Origin of the sequence: Halomonas sp. 3A7M, assembly GCF_014897875.1 — a bacterium.
In the GTDB taxonomy this organism is placed as follows: Bacteria; Pseudomonadota; Gammaproteobacteria; order Pseudomonadales; family Halomonadaceae; genus Vreelandella.
The window spans coordinates 1-19,968 of record NZ_JABUZD010000077.1 but is presented as its reverse complement, the minus strand read 5'-3'; the positions used below and the strand labels follow the sequence as shown (position 1 = coordinate 19,968).

Here is a 19,968-nt window from a genome sequence, read left to right as displayed (position 1 = left end):
CTGGCGTGCGCTCCGCGGGAGGTATCCGCGAACAGCCAAGCTCTTCGGCCAACGGCAAACGGGCGGATGGCGTTTTCTGCCAGAACGTTACTGATGTGCAGGTCGCCGCGCGCACAATAGCCGATGAGGAAGTCCCATTGGTTCAGCGTATATTCCATCGCCTGACGCGTCAGGCTGCCTTTTATCACACGGGTGACATTGGCTTCTAGCCAGGCCTTGAAGGCCTCAAGGCGCGGAAGGCTCAGTTCCTGGCGGACACGGTAGCGCTCTGCTTCGTTGAGGTTCTTGATCTGCCGTTCGATGGCGTAGAGTTTGTTGATATGGCTAAGCCCTACCTCAGCCTTGGCCGGCGTGGCGCTCTTGCCTTTCGCTTTAACCTTGGCTGCCTTAGACGCTTCCACGAACTTGCGTCGCGCATGGTCCCAACAACCAATGCGGGTAATGCCGTTGGCACGGCATACCTGGCCGTAACCGGCGTAGCCATCGGCTTGCAGGATCCCCGCGAAGTCGTCGAGTAGACGCACCGGCACGCTGCCGCCGCGGGACGGGTCGTAGGCAAAGAGCACCGACGGTTGATCCGGCGGGCCACCTCGGGTGACCCACATCCATTTATCTGACTGAGCGGTCTTGCCGTCTTCCTTGAGCACTTGCAGCCGCGTTTCATCGGCTTGAAGATACGCGCTGCTGTTTTGCACTTCGCGCATCAGCGTGATCAAGGGCGTGAAGACGTCATTCAGGCGGATGATCCAGTTGGCCATCTGCGTGCGGCTAACGGCGTGACCTAACCGCTTGAACATGCCTTCCAAGCGGTACAATGGTAAACCGTCGGCGTACTTGGACGTGATTACATACGCCAGCAGTGACGTCGACGCCGTGCACTTGCCTAGCGGATGAACCGGACGCTCCGCCACGAGGAGATGGTCGTTGCCTTCAAGCGGGAACACCGCTTTTTCCTGCCAGTATTCGAGGACTTTCAGCTGAGCGGGAATGAAATGGAGCTCTTCTTTTACCTTGGCGAAGAAGGTCTTGGTCGCCCCGACTTTTTCTTCTTCGCTGAGCGTAAGCTCAATACGCTCACGAACCAGGGTGTCGGAGAAGCCACGTTGACGACGCTGACATGAGGGACGCGGCGCGTCTTGCGCTTCGACATCGTCCGGCACCTGATCGCGTAGCGCCTCGATGTCAGCTTCCAGCTCAGTCTCATCGAACAAGTGGGCCTGATGGGCAGACTTTTCACTGCGCGCGGCGAACTGCTGAATGCGCTGCAAACGCAGCTTCTCTTCGAGCAATTGAATATAGAGATTACGCTGCTGTAACGCTGTCTGTTGGGCCGCCACCTGTTGCTGAAGCCCCGCCACAAGCTCCCTTACCTCAGCGGCTGAGAGGCCACTGAGATCAGGCATTTGGGGAGGGGCTTCAGCGTGTTTTTTCATGCGTCGATGGTAGCAAAATCGACCTGTTAAAGCACTAAAAATCAGAGCTTTATGGCCTACCCGACGCTGTCGTAATGCAGGGTTTTATGGCCGTGCATCAGGGTAATATCGTAGCCATCCAACAGCCAGTTGATCTGCTCGCCGGTCAGCGCCATGATGTCATCCGAGGGGCCGGGCCACTTGAAGCGCTCCTCGGCCAGTGCCTTGTAATAAAGCACGAAGCCATTGTCTTCCCACATCAGGCACTTGATCTTGTTCCGCTGTCGGTTGGTAAAAGCATACAACGCCCCGCTAAAGGGGTTGTGTCCCAGCTCTTGCTCCACCAATAGCGCCAGGCCGTTGGCTTGCTTGCGAAAATCAACCGGTGCGCGGTACAGGTAGATCTCGGGCATTTCCCACGCGGGGCGTAAATAGCGCGGCCGTTTCACAGTTGCCTCAGGATGTCGCCCAGTAACGCCACATTGCCCGCGTGCAACCCCGTGACCGTGATGCCACCGGGCAGTGAGACTGCAAGCCCCGTGGAATCTATTTCGTTTGCGATGACGGTATTGGGATACGCGACGGTGGCAAAACCGGCGACCGGCTCTTTTGTTGACGATGCGCTGGCCAAGAGCTTTTGACGCCAGTAAGCAAACTGATGGTACGTTAGCGCTTGTTGCTTGCAAAACGCCATGCCGGACAAGCCAGAGGTTTGCCATTCGGTTACTTGTTGCTGCCAATATTGCTCACGTTCTTGATGCGTCATGACACCACCTCACAAAAATCTGATGGCATCAGTGTGAGGGGGTAAAAGCGAGAGCGGTAGATGTCGATTTATTGGCGCTTACAGTGCGTGCGCGGGACACGTCACTTAGCGCCGTAGCGAGGAGTGAATCCTCCTGTTGCCCCTGCAGCGTATTACCGGCACGATTGTACCTCTAGCTAATCGTCTCCACCTCGAACGCCACGACCTGCCGCTGCTGTCGAGAGAACTCTACCCCAATTAAATGGATCGGCTTGCCGGCTGAGCGATATTTGTCGGCATAGCCCTTGGCTTTGATCTGCGCGAGCGCTTTGCCCTCTGGCAGCTGCTCCACCACCTTGAACTCGAACAGGTAGAGATGGCCGCCGAAGTCGACGGTCATGTCCACCCGACCATGATGGGTGGCATCCTCCACCGTGACCGTGAGGCCCAAAGCGGCAAAATGGCTGTAGAAGACGCTTGCGTAGTGGCCTTCGTATTGCGCAATTGGGTTGTTGCGGTACCAGTCGTGGGGTAAGCCGGCATAGAGGGCCTTGAGGTGAGCCTCCAGGCCAGCAAGGTCATGGTTCTTTAAGTGTCTGAACAGCGTGCGGCGCTCACGTGGGCCGTTCTCCACGCCCAGCGAGGGTAGCAGGGCGTGGTTCAAGCTGGTCTCGACCTCATGATTGGGGAAACCCAAGATGTATTGGCGGTAGCCCAGCATCGGTTCCTGTACATCTTTGATTGTCAGGTAGCCGGCCTGAAAGAGCAGGGCGTCGGTACTAATATCATCTACGTCGAACTGGCTGAGTAGCTCGTACTCTGTTTCCCACTGGTTAAGCTGAGGAGTGAAAACTCCGCGTTGCTTGAGTATGTCGACCAGAAAGGTAGGCGTGGCGCTCCCGAACCAGTAGGGGCCAAATTCGCGTTTCTGGAGTAGCAGCAGTACATCGAAAGGGTTGTAGACGGAGGTAACGTTGGGGCCACCCCAACGGTAGCCGTTGTACCACACCCGGATTGCATCGCGATCCAGCCCGGGCAGCGCTGGGGCGAATACCGTGTCGATATCGTCATCGGTATAGCCACAGATCGTACTGAACAGGGCGTCCAGCGTAATGTCGTTGAGGTTGTTTAGCCCCGAGAAGAGGCTGACCTTACTGAACTTAGAGACCCCTGTAATCAACACCAGGTGTAGGTGGGGATCAGCGTCCTTGATCACACTATAGAGGTTCTTCAGCCCCTCGCGCAGCTCTCGGGCACGCTCGTGTGACAGAATACTGTCGAGAATAGGCTTATCGTACTCGTCGATTAGTACCACGGCACGCCGGCCATTTTGATGGTGGGTTTGCTGAATCAGCTCCCGAAAGCGGCCGGCGATAGAGGTATTGCGCAGAGAAACGCCTTGCGCTTCAGCTTGGGCGTCGAGCAGCTCATGGATGTGGATATCCAGCTCCTCTCGGTTACGCATTACGCCACTGCCGAAACTTAGGCGAATTACCGGGTGGGTCTGCTGCCAGTCCCAGCGATCGTGAATATACAGCCCTTCGAACAGCGACTGACGGCCCTCGAACAGGCAGCGCAGCGTATCAAGCAGCAGGCTCTTGCCGAAGCGCCGGGGGCGCGATAGGAAGTAAAACTTGTTCTGGCGAACCAAGCGTTCGATGACGGGCGTCTTATCGACATAGTAGTAGCCACCCTCGCGGATCTCCGAGAAGGTCTGAATCCCGATGGGCAGTCTAAGACGTTGGTCGGTCGCCATGCGAGGTCTCCAGGTATCCACAGCAGTTGCTCTTTGGCACCAGTCTACCACGCTGTGCCGATAGTGCGTGTGCGGGTCACGTCACTCAGCATGCTAGCGAGGAGCGTAGCATCACTACGATGGAACTTCTGGTGAAAAAGTAGACCCGGTAGCCGCAGCCAGAGAGTGTCACAATGAAAAAAAATCTCCCGCGTTATTCTCAAATTCGTCGGCGATGCGTATGTAACGTTCGAATGTATTCTGATCGCGATGGCCACTGACACGCTTGATTTGCTGATCGCTTTTACCGCGCAGATGCGCCTCCGTTATAAATCCGGCACGAAAGCTATGGGGCGTATAGCCTTCAGTGGCTAGCCCCGCCTTTTCCAATGCTTTTCCCATTCTAATGTAAAGTGTCTGGGCGACCATGCGTCTAGCGCTTAGTTTTCCGCGTGAGCTAATGCCTCGAAAGAGTGCGCCTTCCGTAATGCCAGAGACCGTTAGCCAATGCTCTAGCATGGTGACAGGACAGTAGTGGCTTCCTGCCGGTGCTCGCATAAGGCTCTTTGTTTCAACCCTGCTGGAACGATTGGTCTTACTGTAATGTAGGGTGATAACGATCCCCTCGGGACGCCATTCAATATCTTGGTAAGCAAGTACGACGATTTCACTGCGCCGAAACGCGCCATAAAAACTCAGTAAAAACAGCGTACTGTCTCGTAACCCATGCAACGTTTTTCGATCTAGCGCATCGAGTAGGCGATGTAACTCTTTGAGACGCAATGCCGGAGCTGAGGTTTGACGCATATTTCGACTTTTCTTTATGCCGCGCAATATGTTTCGAACGGCAATGGTTTTCACGGGTGAGGGTAGGTTGTGATAGCGATGCCACATATGGAGCGAATTGGCATAGCGTTCTAGCGTGGCTGGTTTTTTACCCAGCGCATTTTGCGCAGACAAGTAGTTAGCGATATCGATCTCAGTGGCCGGCAGAATACCGCCGGCTTTTTGATAGATGCTTAAATCGGCACGCATGGCACGCACTGTATTCGGTGAAACGCTTTCTGACAGCAGACGCCTTGCTTCAGGCGATAAGCCGATGGGATTGTTGGTCACCTCGTAATGGCGTGAGTTACCTGGAATCGGTGGGAGAGGATGGCGGCGTTTTTTCATCGCTAGTACCCTTCAGTCCGTTAAGCGTAAAGCTATGAGGCGTTCATAAAACGCCTGTGAAAATGCCACATCTGTCTCAGTGCTCATGGTCTGGCTATGATGAGGAGCTTGAAAAGACAGTGTGAGGCCGCTCGCATCAGAGGTACGTGCTTCACTCTTTTCGGAGGGGGTAAATGCTTGAGTGGTGACAGTGCTGTTGTGCGCGATAGCGTCGGCATGATGGAAATGTGACCCGTCGTCGACGGCACGGTTTTTGTTACCCGTGCTCTCCACCTTGGCTAATTCATCGGGAAGGTCGTCAGTCAGTCGTCGAGCAAACCGGCGCAATAGAGGTTCGTTAAGTGCATAGAAATAGCAGTGCTCATCATGGCGGGTCTGGCGGCGAATAATGCGTCCGAGTACTTGACGAAAGAACTGTTCCGTTCGCACATGGCTGAGATAACAGCATACTCGTAGCCGAGGCAGGTTAACGCCTTCAGTGACCATCCCAACGGAGACAATCCAAGCCGTGTCGGCATCGCGAAAAGTGTCTAATTGCGTATGCGCCGTTGGATCATGGCTAGTCACTAAACAAACTGTTTGGTGTGCATCTTCTAGACGCTGCGTAATCTCCTCGGCATGCTGAATGCTAGCAGCGACCACTAAGCCACCTGCTTTCGGGTCGTGCTGGCGGAGAGTGCTTAAGCGTTTGATGCCGAGTGTTAATACATGCTGAAGCGGCGCATCATCGTGAAGAAGAGTGGCATAGTGAACACTCGGGTGCTTGAGCAGCTGTGGAATGCTTGTGTACTGGCGTGCTTCTTTGCGCCCAGTTCTGGGATGCGTTCTTGTCATCCCGATAGAGTGGTTATCGACAAGTTGTATCGTAGGATAGCGACATACACCGTCTTGAATGGCTTCTTTTAAGGTATATACGTAATCAGGTATTAGCTGCTTTTGCGACGGCACGCGGGAGAGAGAGTCGCTGGAATTGCTTGGTAGATCCGTTGCTTCCACATAGCGTAACAACGGTAAACAGCTGCCATCTGTCCGCCAAGGCGTCCCTGACAAGGCGAGCGTAAAGCGCACATGTCGCTCTAGCGCAATGAGAGCGAGTCCCCATTGATTGGCTTGTTGTGCTTGACCGCCGGGGGCCGACGCATGATGGCTTTCATCCCAGATCAAGAGCACATGCGCATTGAGGCACAGCTGTTTTAAAGACGCCAAGCGGTTGGAAAGGGCGTGGTACGTTAATGCCACGCCAATAGAGCCCAATTGACCATCAAGTGAGCGGTTGAGTACTTTTTCAAGCGTATGCCGCGCGTCATTTACCACTGCTCGCGTGGGGCCAAGATAAACCACATAGTCGATATCACTCCGTTTTATTAGTGCCTCGGCGAGCACGGCAGCCAGCAGCATTTTTCCTGCCCCTGGCGTGGCTTGACAGAGAAAGTGTGGCATCTTTGATGATAGTTGGATGAGCGCTCGTTCTAGGCATTCTGTTTGCCACTGGCGTAACATCGGGATGGATGCGCTGGCGTCATTTACTGGTTGTGTAGGAGAGTCGGGGCTCATGAGCGCAACTCCTGACGTGACAGCTGAGCGCGCAATGTGAGGTTAGCGTCCCACTCGCCTTTTAGATGATTGCTCTTTTCTGTCGCGGCTTGAAGTAGAGGAGTGATGCGTGCTTTTTCAGTGGGATATTGGTCGAGAATTTTCTTGTAATACTCAGCCTCGCTGATCGCGACATGCATGCAAGCGTTGAGATGCTGGCGGTCTTTTTCAAGAAAGGTAAGGAGATCGTCAGTGGTGCTAGACAGCGCTGAAAGCGGTGACAGCTCCTCGGCGGTTGGTTGTTCACAAGCTGTTTCTTCCGCATCAAAGTGTAAGCGGAAAATAGCGCGTTTTTTATCGGCCATCCCTACGCGAGTCGCAAGTCCTAGACGTTCTAGTGCATGTACGCGATCGCGAACATAGTAGCGCAACCGAGTTCTGTCGTAGTCGCTGAACTCTGGCATGGCATGCAAAGCGTCGCGTACGTCTGGAATAGTGAATTCAGTGTTGGTGTAAGCGTAGTGGAGCAGCTGGCTGTCTAGCGCTTCTGCGATCATACGCCCTAGTGGATTATTGTGACGTGGTTTACGAGGTGGTAGTGAGGAAGAGGTGATTTGGCTCATGAGCGCACCTCCTCAGCATTATCTGCTGGCACAAAGACGGCAGCGCGACAATTAAGCGTCGAAATACGCAGTAGTGAAATATGTGAAGGGTGAGAACAAGCGGGGTAGGTATTAACGAGTAACGAAGCAGAAGAAAGTGGCTTTTTATAATGAAGGGACGTGACGATACTTAGTGCCATGGGTAAGCTCCTTTGTGTTAGAGCCGTCCCCGTTGTCGCCAAACAACATGGAGGCGGCCGTACGCAGGTTGGCGAACCGGACACAAAGGAAACCGGCAGACTCTAAGGTCTCCCACGCACGACCACCATAGACATGGTGTACGTTATCTCAGTGTCTACCATGATAAAGACACTAATACGCCTTTGTGGTATCAGGTCGCCAAACCTGGCTAAGATAATTATCTTAACGACTGTAAAAATATCAGGGCTTTTTTGACTTGTAAAGTAGTTGCGTTTTTTCTTCGATCATAGGCATGGCCTGATTGGAATGTGGGGCATGTTCATAACAGCTGCTCTAGCAAATAGGATGCTAGGGCGCGCATGATTTAAAGTTGGAGGCTTTTAGCCTGTTAGTTTGGTTTTTGGTGCCAGTATATCGCTATGAATGAGGCCCAACGTATGTGCATAGTTTTCTATCAGCGTGCCAGGTTCACGATGACCTATCCACTTGGTGGCCTGTAAGAGCAACGTGCCCCGCGATAATGTATCGAGTCCTTCAGCCCCGCAAAAATATTCGAGTATGGTTTGCAAGGGTGCAGGTTGAAACATCCAGTGATATTTATGCTGTAGAGCATCGCGAAATGTGTGATGTTGTGCCGCATGTAGCCTTAGTAGTGTCCATGAAACAGCGGCATGGCGCAGTCCGTGAAAATCAATATCTTCGCCCAGCATATAGCGCATCCATTCAATGACGGGTTGAATTAATGATTTTCGTACATAGGCCTGTGGTGAGTGGCGTGGGCCAAACAGTGCGGTTTCCGCTAATGACCACGACGAGCATTCTGCTTGGCGTGTTTTGACCCACTCATACATGCAGTGGATGACAGAGGGGGGAGCCATGACATGCAGTGCTACCCGTCTCCTCGCCGCCGCTGTTTTGCCACCTAGGATTTCGACCCAACAGTTACGATCCCCCTGTTCATTTGTAGCGCTGAAAACCACCGAGTTGAGTGTTAGTGCTTCGACCTCTGAGGCGCGCAGGCCACCGTAAAATCCCAGCGCAATCACGAGTCCCATCATTTGACGGGGATCGCCTGGGGGAACGTTATGCGTCAACGTACACCACAGCAACTGCATATGATCGGGCGATAGAATGCGTGTGCGCAGGACGCTGGGCGCGAGTGAGCCTGATCTGTTTTTGGGCAGCGAGATGTCTTCTAACATGCCGTAGTGTTGGCAGAACTGCATAAATTGACGAAAGCTCTTTATAAAATTTTCCCGCGTGCGGGCAGACCACTGGGTGCCAGACTGAGCCTCCATGTGTAGCTCGAGGACAACGTCATCATCCCAATCGCTCAGGTCGAGCACAGCTTCGTGCAATAGCATCGTAATCGGTGTCAGTCGAGAGAGTAGGGTGCGTGCCGTACTGAGCTTATTGCCCTGACTGCGCAGCTGGTGATACAAAAATTGCAGTATCCAGTCGAGGTAGTGGCCTCGATGCCCGATCAGTCGGGTGAGCCGCTTCTCGTAGCGCGTTAAAAGCGCTTGCATGGGTGCATCGTGTTTTTTGGCAACCACTTTGGTCGGGTGCAGTCGGGCCGTATCCGCTAAAAATTGTTGCAGTAGATTTTTAGCGCGACGCTGCCAATCGATTGGTAAATGTTGCGTAGAGAAACTATAAACACCCGCTGGGCGTGTTGTAGAGCTCGTTTCAGGAATCGGTGCTGGTGTTTGAGAGTGCTTGGATACCCGGGCTGGTAACCGGCCCATGTGGGCACCTGGTGTATATTGATGCGCGTCGTTGTGTTGGGCGAGCAGTGGTACCGGAGTGCACGTGGGCAGTGGGTATTGGCGCAGTAGGGTAGACCAGAGCGGTGGGGTGCCGCGCATCACGTCAACGTAGCGGCTAGCGGATACTACGGATGACCAGTGACGTACTGCAGGCCACGCATGGCTATCAGGATGTGAGCGCAGTTCCGTTAGGCACTGTTTTATGGATGCTCTGAGCCTCTGTCGTAGCTGATTCCGTCGTTCTTTATAATTTAAGCTGTCGGCATTTTTTCCAGCAGCACATAACCACGCGTTTGTCTCTTTATGCTTCATACGTGTCGTCAGTGCACGGAGTGGTATCCATACATCATCATGCAACGTGATCCGATAATGCCCATCGTCAGGCCACTGGGCATTGGGAGACGATGGAATGGCGAGTTCGCGTCCGCTGATATGTTTCTGTGACAGCATGGCTAGCGTGCCCAGCATGACCGTCTCACTCATGCCCAGCCGAGTCATGAGTCGAATGGCGAGGAGCATTAGCCAGGCGTCGATGTCCTGATGTTTCCGGCACCAGGGTAATAGATGTCGCTCTAATGCCATCATTTGCTCGGATAGGGAAAATGATCGTGGTGTCGTAGGGAGTGCTGAGGGGCGATGTACAGCGATGGGCTCCGGCATTAATACGGCCTGCATGCTGGGCACGCTATTGAGCGCTGTCAGTACGCGATTAATACGATCACGTGCCTGTTGTTTCGATACGGGGCGTTGAGTCTCTTTCCGCCACTCGAAAAAACGCTCTATGAGTGCGGCCACATCTTTATGGTTCCACTGTTTGGTTCGCGTAAGCGCGTTACCTAGCGCGCTGTCCAGAATAAAGCGTGTATCGTTGATTTGAGGATCCTGGATGAGGGCGTGACTGCCCTCTTTCCACTCGCTCAGCAACCTCTCTGCGTTTAGCAATGCCATGGGATGCGACTCCAATCAAGCGGTTGATATCCACATGCCCCTAACCACTCTTTCAGAGCATGGATCAGTTGAGAATAATTTTGCATGTCCAGTGGGGTTTCTGAGCGCGGTGATGACAGCATTCGACCATGTCTGGCGTGGCCTAGCATCGCGTCGACTTGCGCGTCTGAAATACGGTTGCGGAGATAGCTGGCAAACGAGTGCCGAGCAACATTGCGGGGACTATTTATCAACTGCGAGAGCTGGAGAGTCGATAGGTCGGACCAGTGCATGTCGCGTAGTATCAATTTTTTACCGCGTTGAGGTTTAAATAACCATGCTGGTGTGTCCAGTCGATCAGTGCGTTGATCACCTATGGCGACGTTTGCTGAGCTGGCGACATGAATAATCAATGAATGCCATCGATGTAGTGATTTAATGCTCTCGCGGACGTTCGGCAAAATAGGAATGACACGCGACTCTATCCCCCGCGCTGAATTTTTGTCATGTACCCACTGCATTTTTTGGCCGAGTTGGTTGCCGCTTCTAGGGCCCACTGGGCGGGCTCCGGTTGACAGTTGCCAGCCGAGCAGTTCATGTGCTGATATCAGCTGTGAAAAGCGTAACAGAGCATCAGCAGGAAACGGTTTATACGACTGCCATGCTTCGATCTCTGCCTGTGAGCTGCGCATGTTTTGACGAATATCACTAAAAATCGACTGGAAAAATTCTGGTGGCTGCGCAACGGCCGATCCGACGCTCGCCGATGTGTGATTAGCGTTAACAGGCATGGCGACAGGTAATGTGGGCTCAAACAGACCTAGTTGCTGCAATGTTTTATCAAACACGTGCTGAAGCTCTTTACGGGATAGCTGTCGGTAGGCGGCAGGTGCAGAGAGGCCTAGGCCGAACTGTCCAGCCAGTGCGGTTGCAGCGACATCATCAATGGCGTGAGGCCGGCGATACAGCCAGCTGCTGGCGCTCAGACGATTGGCTGTGGGAATGAGGCCGGGTTGGTTACGAAAATAGCGTTTTAGGTGTCGATTGAGCTGGCTGCGGGCGCCTCGAAACGGGCGCTCTGAGAGTGGGAAGAGCTTAAAAAACTCGGTCAATGATGGAGGCAGGGTGAGCTGCACCCACTGATTCGTTGGGTTTGAACGATTTAACGAAGGGCCATCGAGTAGGCGATAACATAGGACGCTTTCAGCGGTGCACCAGTGAGGTCGGTCGTCATGGTGGTTGTCAGTAGCGGTGTCAACGTGCTCGCTTGTGGTCAGTCGCATCAATCGTTCGGGTGGTAAGCCGAGCGTTAAGAGCAAAATAGCGAAATATTTAAGTTCAGAGTATAGCGGCTGTGCTAAAACTGCATGTATTGTAACGTCGGTTAGTCGTGCGAGATCGGTAATTGCGGGCAATGATGACGTCGGCGAACTTTTTGTGCGTCGACGTACGAGTTGAATATCATCTGTTCTAGTCAGTGTTGAAGACGCGGCACGCTGTACTATGGTGTTTTCACTAGACTCTTCTGTCTCGTTGGGGTCTTTAAGCTTAATATCACGCATCTTAAATAGCGCATTCTCTGCTGGGCCAGATACTGCACTATCATGTTGTTTATAGCGCTCTCGGCGAATATATAGACGCTGACGTTTTGGCAGCAGCGTCTTGGCTAATACATTGAGGCGCTCATCGTGCCAAGGGTCATGTTTAGGCACGTTACTGGCAGTTTTTTGTTTTTCTGAGCTATTGTAATCCCGTTGTTTCTCTCCAGGCGTGAGAATTTTGTGGGATAACATACTTAAAATTTTGATCTTTTCTTTCAAGCGATTTTTTTGCGCACTAAGCATATCGCTGTTAATCGTGGTAATAATGTCAGAACCTAGTGTTTCGCTTTTTTCTACGATTTTTATACGTGACTCTATGACAGCTGAGATAACATCACGTGCCGCCAGAACGTGGGTGTAAAAAGTTGATTTAGATATGCTCTTATTTTCATCGACATTGCCAAAAAGATGGCTAAAATACCGTCTACATTTTATGGCAATATCGCTAGAGCTTTGGAAAAGGTGAGAGGAATGTGTTAGTGCATAATAAACAGAATAGTTTGTTCCAATATGGCTAGGTTTTTCTTTTTTAATATTTTCAAGGGTTTGTAGCTTCTTAATCAGATTTTCAATGTCGATTGATTTAATATCAATATTGTAAATCTCTGCTGCTTTTTTTAATGTCGTCAGAGAGACTGGTGGTTGTGAATAGTCAATAATATTGAAAAGATTTGTTTTTTCGTCATCTAGCAGGGGGGCAGCCTTAATGGCTGACTCCCACTGTTTTTTTATTTCATGAGGATAAGGGCGGTCAGCGGACATTTTATAGCTCAACGTTTAATGAAAATTGTTTTTCTGCATTTTTTGCAGCACTATTAATAACAGCCAAATGTTTTTCGATGGTGGATAGCTCTTTTTGAACGCTGGCTTTAACGTTTTTTTCATCTTTTTCGCCAATGTGCGTTGATAAAGCTTTTCTGTCGTTGTTTTCTGAGCATTTATTTTTCTTGGTTTTTGATTTTTTAATACGCTTTATGTCAGGCATGTGCGCAAATGAGCTTTCGCTAAGATTAGCAGAGCTAAACAATACTTTATAATGTCGAACAGAAAGTTTATCTCCATTAAATAAAGTGTTTTCTATGCACAGTTTTAGAGCTGGGTCTTGTGATATCTCGCTTACAGCTTTCTTCCATAGTAATTCTCCATCCGAGTTTTTCTTTTTGTAATGCAGTTGTTGAATTTTACCAAGCAAGAAACGTAACAGCATGCCGCCATCGTTACTTATAGATGCCTCATCTAATATGTAAACAACCAAGTTTTCTGTAAATGAAAAGCCCTGTTTGAGCAGCCTTTGCATCGAGTTGAGCTGTGCTGTTAATGACGATCTGTTTAATAGTTGCTCCCCACCGCCCTCCTGACGCAACAGTACGGGAGGGTGTGTCAGCACAACATTATGTGTTTTGTTAGATGCCAAGCTTAGATGGCTTCTCTGGTCTGCTAGACCAAGCAGTTCTCGTACTGATCGTGTCTCCATTCGTGCGCTGACGGTGTAGCTGTGGCCATTCAGTGGCTGAAAATTGATATCCATGTGCATCGCTCTCTCGCATTTCATTTGGGCTTATTACTAATAAGGGGCAGTTTTTTGCTTCGTGCCCCAGCCGCTTGGAGCGATTTGTAATTTTTCGTAGCGGCAGTCAGCCTGCACCACTGAAATGGCAGGCGAGCAAAAGCATTCTCAAGTGCTAAATGCACAAGAAAATGAATAATAATTCATAGAATCATCGAGATAGACGCGTTAAGGGCTGCTTTAAGCTTCGGTGGTTACATAGCGCAAGACGTATCAGAGGATAGCGGACGCTGCTGGCAACATTTCACAGCCACAGACTGGCAATAGCTAGCCAGTATGCACGCAGTGATAAAGTGTCAGGAGGTGAATTGTCACTAGAAAAGACATAAAATACAGCGCGCTAATAGCTCAGGCCGCACCCGATAGGCACATTTATGCTGGGGGACTCAAACCACAAGATTTTTACCTTCTCATGGGAGCCGATTAAGAATAGTGGAACAACCATGTAATGGCGGTACCCACATTAGGAGAATGCTGGTGTTCCCAATTAGGCACACTGGGAACGTTAGCTAAACTCAAAAATAATGCCAAACTAGGCACTATGTCAATTCCTCCCCTCGGAAAGAGAAGGCGCGGTTTAACGATAAGCGCGGAATTCTCCACTCATAACCTTGGTTTGGGTGGCGATGGATAGCGCGGCCAACGTCACGTTGGCCGGTCTTGATTCTCGATGTAGTCGCGCAGTAACTCAATAGGCGCACCACCAGCCGTCAGCAAACAGTAGGCCCGACTCTAGAACACCGGTTTCCAATAAAACTGCGCCAAATGCACGGCGAACTAGGCCCGAAGCCACCTGCTGGTCACCGTTTTCAGGCTGTTGACCAGCTTGGAAGGCTGAATCGTAGGATTAAGGCCAAGAAGCAAGTGAACGTGATCGGCTTCGCCACCAAATTCCAAAACCTCGACCTCCCACTTGAACCCTCCGACGATTCTATTCTTCGAATGAATCGTCGGAGGGTTCAACTTTTCTTTTGTTGCATCGTTGCACTTCTTTTGTAGCGCCAAAAAATTGCCAACCACTGAATTTCAACCGTTCCTTGCATCGAAAAACGATATGCTAAGTTATTTTAGATTTTGTACAAGGGTTGTCGAAGTGGAGGTGGTAGCAAGTTTGCTCTACAATGCCCACTAAATCGTTAACGTAGTTTTTTCTAATTATTTTTTAACCGAGCAGGAACGTAGGGCAAGGGAATGCGCCCGTATGAATCCCTGGGCGGTAGCGTGCCTTTTTACTGGAAAATTATCATGTCGAATATCCCTGTTTCTCTAGCACGACCAGCTCGCATGCTGCTGGCCGCGTTAAGTGTTGCCGTAGTAAGCGGTTGCGCTACTTATCCCAATAGCACACAGCAGCAAGCGCAGTACGTGCTAAACACAGATTCAGCCAAACTACTTGTAGATGACAACCTCAATGGCTTTTTATCCCAAGCGCCTGCCGGGGCAGTAATAAACGTAGCGCGCAGCCCATGGGGTGATAACGTCGAAATTATTGCCGATGCGCCTTATCTAGCCGCCAGCGGTAGAGAGTGCCGTCAGCTACGGGTAATAGAGGCTGGAAATGGCGCAGCACGCACGGCCCTTACCTGCGAAACGCCCAATGGCTGGGTTAATCAGCGCGTGCTAAATCAAAGCATGCCTTCTTCAACTACTGCAGCACAAGGGCGCTACTAATGAATGCTACTCGTCTTATCAAGCGGCTTTCGTTGAAACGCCCATTAGCCGCTGTGTCACTGTTGCTTGTCAGTAGCCTAATAAGCAGTACGGGGTGGGCGCAGAGCATCAGCCTGCCCAACACTATTCTGCCGGAAGACCAAGCGAACCAGCAGCAGGTAGAGCAGGTAAACGACTCTCCTCGCGCTGACTGGCGTAGCGGAACGTATGGGCCTGTGTCAGCGCAACCGCAAAACCCTGATGTTCTTCCGCCGTTCGGTGCCAACCTGTTTACCGGTGGGTTTCGCGGTGCGATGGGTGATGGCCTAAATGCCGGTTACCAAGTTAAGCCCGGCGACCAAATCACCGTGCGAGTTTGGGGCGCTCTTGAATTTGAACGGGTGCTACCGGTAGATGCCCAAGGCAATATCTTTATTCCCGGCTCAGGCCCATTAAATGTAGAAGGCCAAAATAGCCAGCAGGTAGAAAGCAGCGTGCGCGGTGCCATTACCTCGGTTTATCCAGAAAATGTTCAAGTTTATACCAACGTGCAAGGCGTGCAGCCTGTTGCGGTGTTTGTGACTGGCTATGTAGAAAATCCAGGCCGCTTTGCGGGCACTCCGAATGACTCGGTACTGTACTTTTTGGATCAAGCAGGCGGCATCGACCAAGACCTAGGCAGCTACCGGCAAATTCGCGTGATGCGTAACGACCGTACCGTGGCTACAGTCGATCTGTATGACTTCCTTATTAATGGCTCCATTGCCCGCCCGCAGTTCCAAGATGGCGACACCATTGTTGTAGAAGAGCGCGGCCCAGCCATTGCCGTAGGCGGCGATGTTCATCGTGAACACCGCTACGAGCTGCTGGGTAACCAGCTAAGCGGTGCTGAGCTAGTAAACTTGGCACGCCTAAGAAGCGGTGTTTCTCATGTGCTGTTACGCGGTAACCGTGATGACGGCCCGTTTGCCCAATACTTCCCCCTAGATATGTTCTACGGACAAACCATCCGCAGTGGCGATGAAGTACTGTTCAGCGCTGACAAGCGCAGTGAAACCATCGTGGTCGAGGTGGAAGGTAGCTATTACGGCCCCTCTAGGTTTGCCTTACCTCGCGATGCACGCCTAAGTGAACTGCTAGACGCCATCCCCGTGCCAGAGAATATGACCGCGGTGGAAAGCATTTCACTACAGCGTGAAAGCGTCAGGCAGCAGCAAAAGCAATCTATGGAAGATAGCTTACGCCGTTTAGAAACCACGTATTTAAGCGCTGAATCTAGCACCAACGAAGAAGCGAAAATTCGTGCCCAAGAAGCCGAACTGATCCAAAACTTCGTTGAACGCGCCCGCGAGCTAGAACCCAGTGGCCGATTGGTAGTCGCCTACAACGATAGAATCTCTGATATTCGGTTACAGGATGGCGACATTATCACTATTCCTGAAATTAGTGATTCCATGCTGATTAGCGGTGAAGTGTTGGTGCCCCAAGCCGCAGTATTTCGCCCCGGCATGAACGTGATCGACTATATTGAAAGTGCTGGTGGCTTTACCAACCGCGCTGATGAAGATCATATTCTCATTGTTCGTCAGAACGGTGCAGTAGAAAATGCCCGCAACGTTAACCTACGCCCGGGTGATGAAATTCTTGTCATGCCAGCTGCTCCTACCCACAACCTGCAGCTAGCTTCCACGCTGACACAAATACTGTTCCAAATCGCCGTCGCCACCCGCGTCGCAGTTGATCTGTAAATGGTGAAATGTGAGGTGTAAAACCACTATCACCTCGCGTCTCACTTCTCACTTCTCACTTATTTAAAAGTAGAGCTATGGCAAATGTAAAAGGTGCGCCGAAAGGCGCCCGTACGCCTTGGCAAGTTACCCGTAGCGTTTGGTATGCCATGTTCGTGCGTGAGGCGCTCTCTCGCACGATGGGTGATCGTATGGGGTGGTTCTGGATGATTTTTGAACCCGTTGCTTTTGTGGGCATTATGATTGCAGTTCGCAGCTTTATACGTGGTGACCGATTTATTGCAAATGCTGACTTTATACCTTGGCTAATCGCAGGTTTATTAGGGTTTACCCTGGTACGAGAGGGAATGATAAGAGGAATGGGGGCAATTGACGGCAACAAAGCATTGTTCGCTTACCGCCAAGTGCAACCGATTGATCCGGTTTTAGTTCGCAATTTTCTTGAAGGGTCGCTGCGCAGTTTAGTTTTCCTGATTTTTATTGGCGGTGGCTTAATGCTGGGGTTAGATATGTACCCAGATAATGCTATTCGTGCGATTGCTGCCTGGTTATCACTCTGGAGTCTAGGCTTAGGAGCAGGGTTAGTCACATCAGTAGCAGCAACGTTAGTACCTGAAATAGGCGTAATTATTCGGATGATTTCGCTGCCACTGCTAATTATTTCTGGTGTTATTTTGCCACTAAATAGTCTGCCTCACTGGCTGCTGGAATACTTAATGCTGAACCCGATCCCTCATGGGTTAGAAACACTTCGTTTAGGTTTTTTTGAAAACTATGAAGTGGTACAGGGCACCAGCATGCTTTATATGTGGCTGTTCACGTTAACCTTAATATCGCTAGGTTTGCTAATGCACCTGCGCTTTGTTGATAAGTTAAAGGCAAAATAATTCATGCAAGTTTCTCTACGTCGGTTTGTAAAAACATCGCCTCACTGGGCATTAGCGTTTGTCGCCATTCTGCTGGTGTCTTTTTATTGGTTTGTATGGGCGGAAGAGCGCTATGTGTCCCGTGCCACAGTGGTGTTAGAAAGCCCACAGGTTGCCACGCCAGAATTCAGTCTTTCTTCATTGATGGGCGGTGGCGGTAGTAATACAGCCGATCTTTTACTTCTGCGTGAGCATTTGCTGTCTGTCGATATGCTACGGTTGCTAGATGAACAGCTCAATATTCGCCAGCACTACAACGAACACGGCGATATTTTTGCTAAGTTACGCAACCCTGATGTTCCGATTGAAGATTTGCATAAATATTACCTTCGCCGGGTAGACATAGAGCTAGATGAGTATGCGAGTGTTCTTAATATTCATGTGCAGGGGTATACGCCAGAATTCGCTAGGGATATGGCTGCATTGCTACTAGAGGCTGGCGAAAACCATATGAATGCAATGGGCCATCGGCTCGCAGAAGAGCAGGTTCGCTTTTTAGAGCAGCAAATGGTTCGTCTTGAAGAGCGCTTCCGTGATACGCGTTCTGAACTACTCAATTTCCAAAATGAATATGGCTTAGTATCGCCAACTTCAACGGTCGAAAGCATAAACCAAGTAGTAGCCACACTTGAGGGTGACCTAGCCCGCCTGCAGGCTCAGCGCAATGCACTAGCAAGTTTCCAAAGCTCCCAGTCTTCAGAGCTCCGTCAAGTAGAGCGCAGTATCACCGCGCTACGTGATCAAATTGTCGAACAGCGCGACCGCCTAGCGCAAGCGGCTGGAAATTCGCTTAACCGCATCTCTGCTGAGTACGAAACTTTAGAGCTGCAAGCTCAGTTCGCTCAGGAAACCTACTCTAGTGCCCTAGCTGCACTAGAAAACACTCGCTTAGACGCTGCTCGCCAGCTCAAACAAGTTAGTGTGTTACAAAGCCCGCTATTCCCAGAATATCCCACAGAACCTAACCGCCTTTACAACAGCAGCGTCTTCGCCATCATCACCATCTTCCTAGCCTTCATCCTCAGCATGATTATCATGATTGTGAAAGACCATCGAGATTAATGCGTAGTTCTTTGTAGTGCAGGTGCTCTGACGTAATAACGTCCGTATCTGTTCTTACAGTGCGGTGTAACGAGTTCAAGAGAAACAAACAAGTTGATGCGCACGGCGATGGGTACGCAGCCGTCCAAAGGCGCCCAGCCAACACTAGTGCCGCTTTTGGGTGCGCCCAAAGTTACGCTGCAAGCTAAAACGTTTTTAGAAACACCACCGGCTTCGAATCCCAAATGATCGAAATTAAGAATCTCTATAAGCGTTACCACAATCACCATGGTAGCGACTGGGTACTAAAAGACGTCAATGTCACTATTCCACAGGGTGTTAGTGTTGGCTTAATAGGAGCCAACGGGGCAGGGAAATCCACGCTTCTGCGACTGATTGCTGGTATGGATACCCCAGAACGCGGCGAAGTCATTCGTCATACTCGAGTGTCGTGGCCGGTAGGGCTTTCTGGTGGTATGCAAGGCAATATGACGGGCCGACAAAACGTAAAATTTGTTGCTAGAGTTCAAGGGAGTGGCCCAAATGAAGTCAAACGAGTAATCAAGTTCGTAGAAGAGTTTGCAGAAATAGGCCCAGCCTTCGATGAGCCTATTCGTACTTACTCATCAGGCATGAAGTCACGTATTTCGTTTGGACTTTCCTTGGCGTTTGATTTTGATATTTATATTTCCGATGAAGCCACTGCGGTTGGCGATCGAGCGTTTAAAGCTAAAGCAAAACAGCTATTTGAATCCAAAGTTGGCCAATCTTCGCTCATCATGGTATCTCACTCGGAAGGAATTTTGAAAGACCTATGCCAAGCAGGGTTATACATAAAGCAGGGTCTCGTATATTGGTACGACGATGTCAATGAAGCGATTGAAACGTACCATAAAGACAGCGATGAAAAGCAAGCAGCGCGCGGTATCAAACCCGAAAAAGAAAAAGCATCCGTTAAGCCAAAACCATCAACACCATCAAAAAAAGCGGCACCGTTACCGAACAATATAGAAGAAGCGAAAAAGCTGCTTGCAACGCGTAGAAAAGCGCTATCAGAAGCAAAAAAAGCATTTGCGCTTATTGAGAAAGAAGGCTTGGCAGAGAGTGTAAAAAAAGTTATGGAAGCCGATATAAAAAAGCGCCGCTCGGCTGTGTATAAAGTGAAAAAACATCTTGAGCAGTTAGAAACGAAAGAGAGTGAATAAAAGCAGTTAAGTTGAGCAATTGAGCCGCGCATCCTACGCATCGACGCGTAGCGTGATGCGCTATTCTAACGGCTGCCCGAGCTTGCGAGGCAGGGAAAATGCATGAAAACCCGCGCCATGATGCGGCTTTCAG

17 protein-coding genes are annotated in these 19,968 nt (G+C 50.7%); 5 read left to right on the top strand and 12 right to left on the bottom strand.

The window, feature by feature from the left end:
- From tnpC to INT19_RS19835, 12 genes are all read right to left on the bottom strand, one after another.
- Positions 1–1,433 (bottom strand): IS66 family transposase (tnpC, locus tag INT19_RS07015; RefSeq protein ID WP_226924516.1); only part of this gene is annotated, 1,433 nt, incomplete at its 3' end.
- A 56-nt stretch (positions 1,434–1,489) separates the two neighbouring features.
- A complete protein-coding gene (gene tnpB / locus INT19_RS07010; RefSeq protein ID WP_035560887.1) occupies positions 1,490–1,825 on the bottom strand; it encodes an IS66 family insertion sequence element accessory protein TnpB in 336 nt (111 codons plus the stop codon).
- 32 nt (positions 1,826–1,857) lie between these two features.
- Positions 1,858–2,178, bottom strand: a complete 321-nt coding sequence (tnpA, locus tag INT19_RS07005) for an IS66 family insertion sequence element accessory protein TnpA (RefSeq protein WP_193060236.1) — start codon at positions 2,176–2,178, stop codon at positions 1,858–1,860.
- Positions 2,179–2,350: 172 nt separating this feature from the next.
- The gene (locus INT19_RS07000; RefSeq protein WP_193060235.1) at positions 2,351–3,913 is read right to left on the bottom strand and encodes an ATP-binding protein; all 1,563 of its coding nucleotides are present in this window, start codon (positions 3,911–3,913) and stop codon (positions 2,351–2,353) included.
- Between the two features lie 168 nt (positions 3,914–4,081).
- Entirely contained in the window at positions 4,082–5,065 is a 984-nt protein-coding gene (locus INT19_RS06995; protein WP_193060234.1) for a site-specific integrase, read from the bottom strand.
- A gap of 12 nt (positions 5,066–5,077) precedes the next feature.
- Positions 5,078–6,619, bottom strand: a complete 1,542-nt coding sequence (locus INT19_RS06990; protein WP_193060233.1) for a DEAD/DEAH box helicase — start codon at positions 6,617–6,619, stop codon at positions 5,078–5,080.
- Positions 6,616–7,221: a hypothetical protein gene (locus INT19_RS06985; protein ID WP_193060232.1), complete on the bottom strand. Its 606-nt coding sequence runs from the start codon at positions 7,219–7,221 to the stop codon at positions 6,616–6,618. The genes INT19_RS06990 and INT19_RS06985 overlap by 4 nt, the downstream gene beginning before the upstream one ends.
- Positions 7,218–7,400 carry a hypothetical protein gene (locus INT19_RS06980; protein WP_193060231.1) on the bottom strand — a complete coding sequence of 61 codons (183 nt, stop codon included), beginning with the start codon at positions 7,398–7,400 and terminating at the stop codon, positions 7,218–7,220. Before INT19_RS06980 ends, INT19_RS06985 begins: the two co-directional genes overlap by 4 nt.
- A gap of 381 nt (positions 7,401–7,781) precedes the next feature.
- Complete coding sequence (locus INT19_RS06975) at positions 7,782–10,118, bottom strand: site-specific integrase (RefSeq protein WP_193060230.1); 2,337 nt, start codon at positions 10,116–10,118, stop codon at positions 7,782–7,784.
- Positions 10,106–12,460 carry a hypothetical protein gene (locus INT19_RS06970; RefSeq protein WP_193060229.1) on the bottom strand — a complete coding sequence of 785 codons (2,355 nt, stop codon included), beginning with the start codon at positions 12,458–12,460 and terminating at the stop codon, positions 10,106–10,108. Before INT19_RS06970 ends, INT19_RS06975 begins: the two co-directional genes overlap by 13 nt.
- Position 12,461: 1 nt before the next feature.
- Complete coding sequence (locus tag INT19_RS06965) at positions 12,462–13,226, bottom strand: hypothetical protein (RefSeq protein ID WP_193060228.1); 765 nt, start codon at positions 13,224–13,226, stop codon at positions 12,462–12,464.
- An 816-nt stretch (positions 13,227–14,042) separates the two neighbouring features.
- Positions 14,043–14,285: a transposase gene (locus tag INT19_RS19835; RefSeq protein WP_193060227.1), complete on the bottom strand. Its 243-nt coding sequence runs from the start codon at positions 14,283–14,285 to the stop codon at positions 14,043–14,045.
- 225 nt (positions 14,286–14,510) lie between these two features.
- Between INT19_RS19835 and INT19_RS06955 the strand changes: the two genes are divergently transcribed.
- From INT19_RS06955 to INT19_RS06935, 5 genes are all read left to right on the top strand, one after another.
- On the top strand, positions 14,511–14,936 hold the full coding sequence (locus INT19_RS06955; protein ID WP_193060226.1) for a DVU3141 family protein: 426 nt from the start codon (positions 14,511–14,513) through the stop codon (positions 14,934–14,936).
- Complete coding sequence (locus INT19_RS06950) at positions 14,936–16,663, top strand: polysaccharide biosynthesis/export family protein (RefSeq protein ID WP_193060225.1); 1,728 nt, start codon at positions 14,936–14,938, stop codon at positions 16,661–16,663. Before INT19_RS06955 ends, INT19_RS06950 begins: the two co-directional genes overlap by 1 nt.
- A 77-nt stretch (positions 16,664–16,740) precedes the next feature.
- Complete coding sequence (locus INT19_RS06945; protein ID WP_193060224.1) at positions 16,741–17,550, top strand: ABC transporter permease; 810 nt, start codon at positions 16,741–16,743, stop codon at positions 17,548–17,550.
- A gap of 3 nt (positions 17,551–17,553) precedes the next feature.
- Entirely contained in the window at positions 17,554–18,651 is a 1,098-nt protein-coding gene (locus tag INT19_RS06940) for a chain-length determining protein (protein ID WP_193060223.1), read from the top strand.
- Between the two features lie 224 nt (positions 18,652–18,875).
- Positions 18,876–19,835: an ABC transporter ATP-binding protein gene (locus tag INT19_RS06935; RefSeq protein ID WP_193060222.1), complete on the top strand. Its 960-nt coding sequence runs from the start codon at positions 18,876–18,878 to the stop codon at positions 19,833–19,835.
- Positions 19,836–19,968 lie beyond the last annotated feature (133 nt).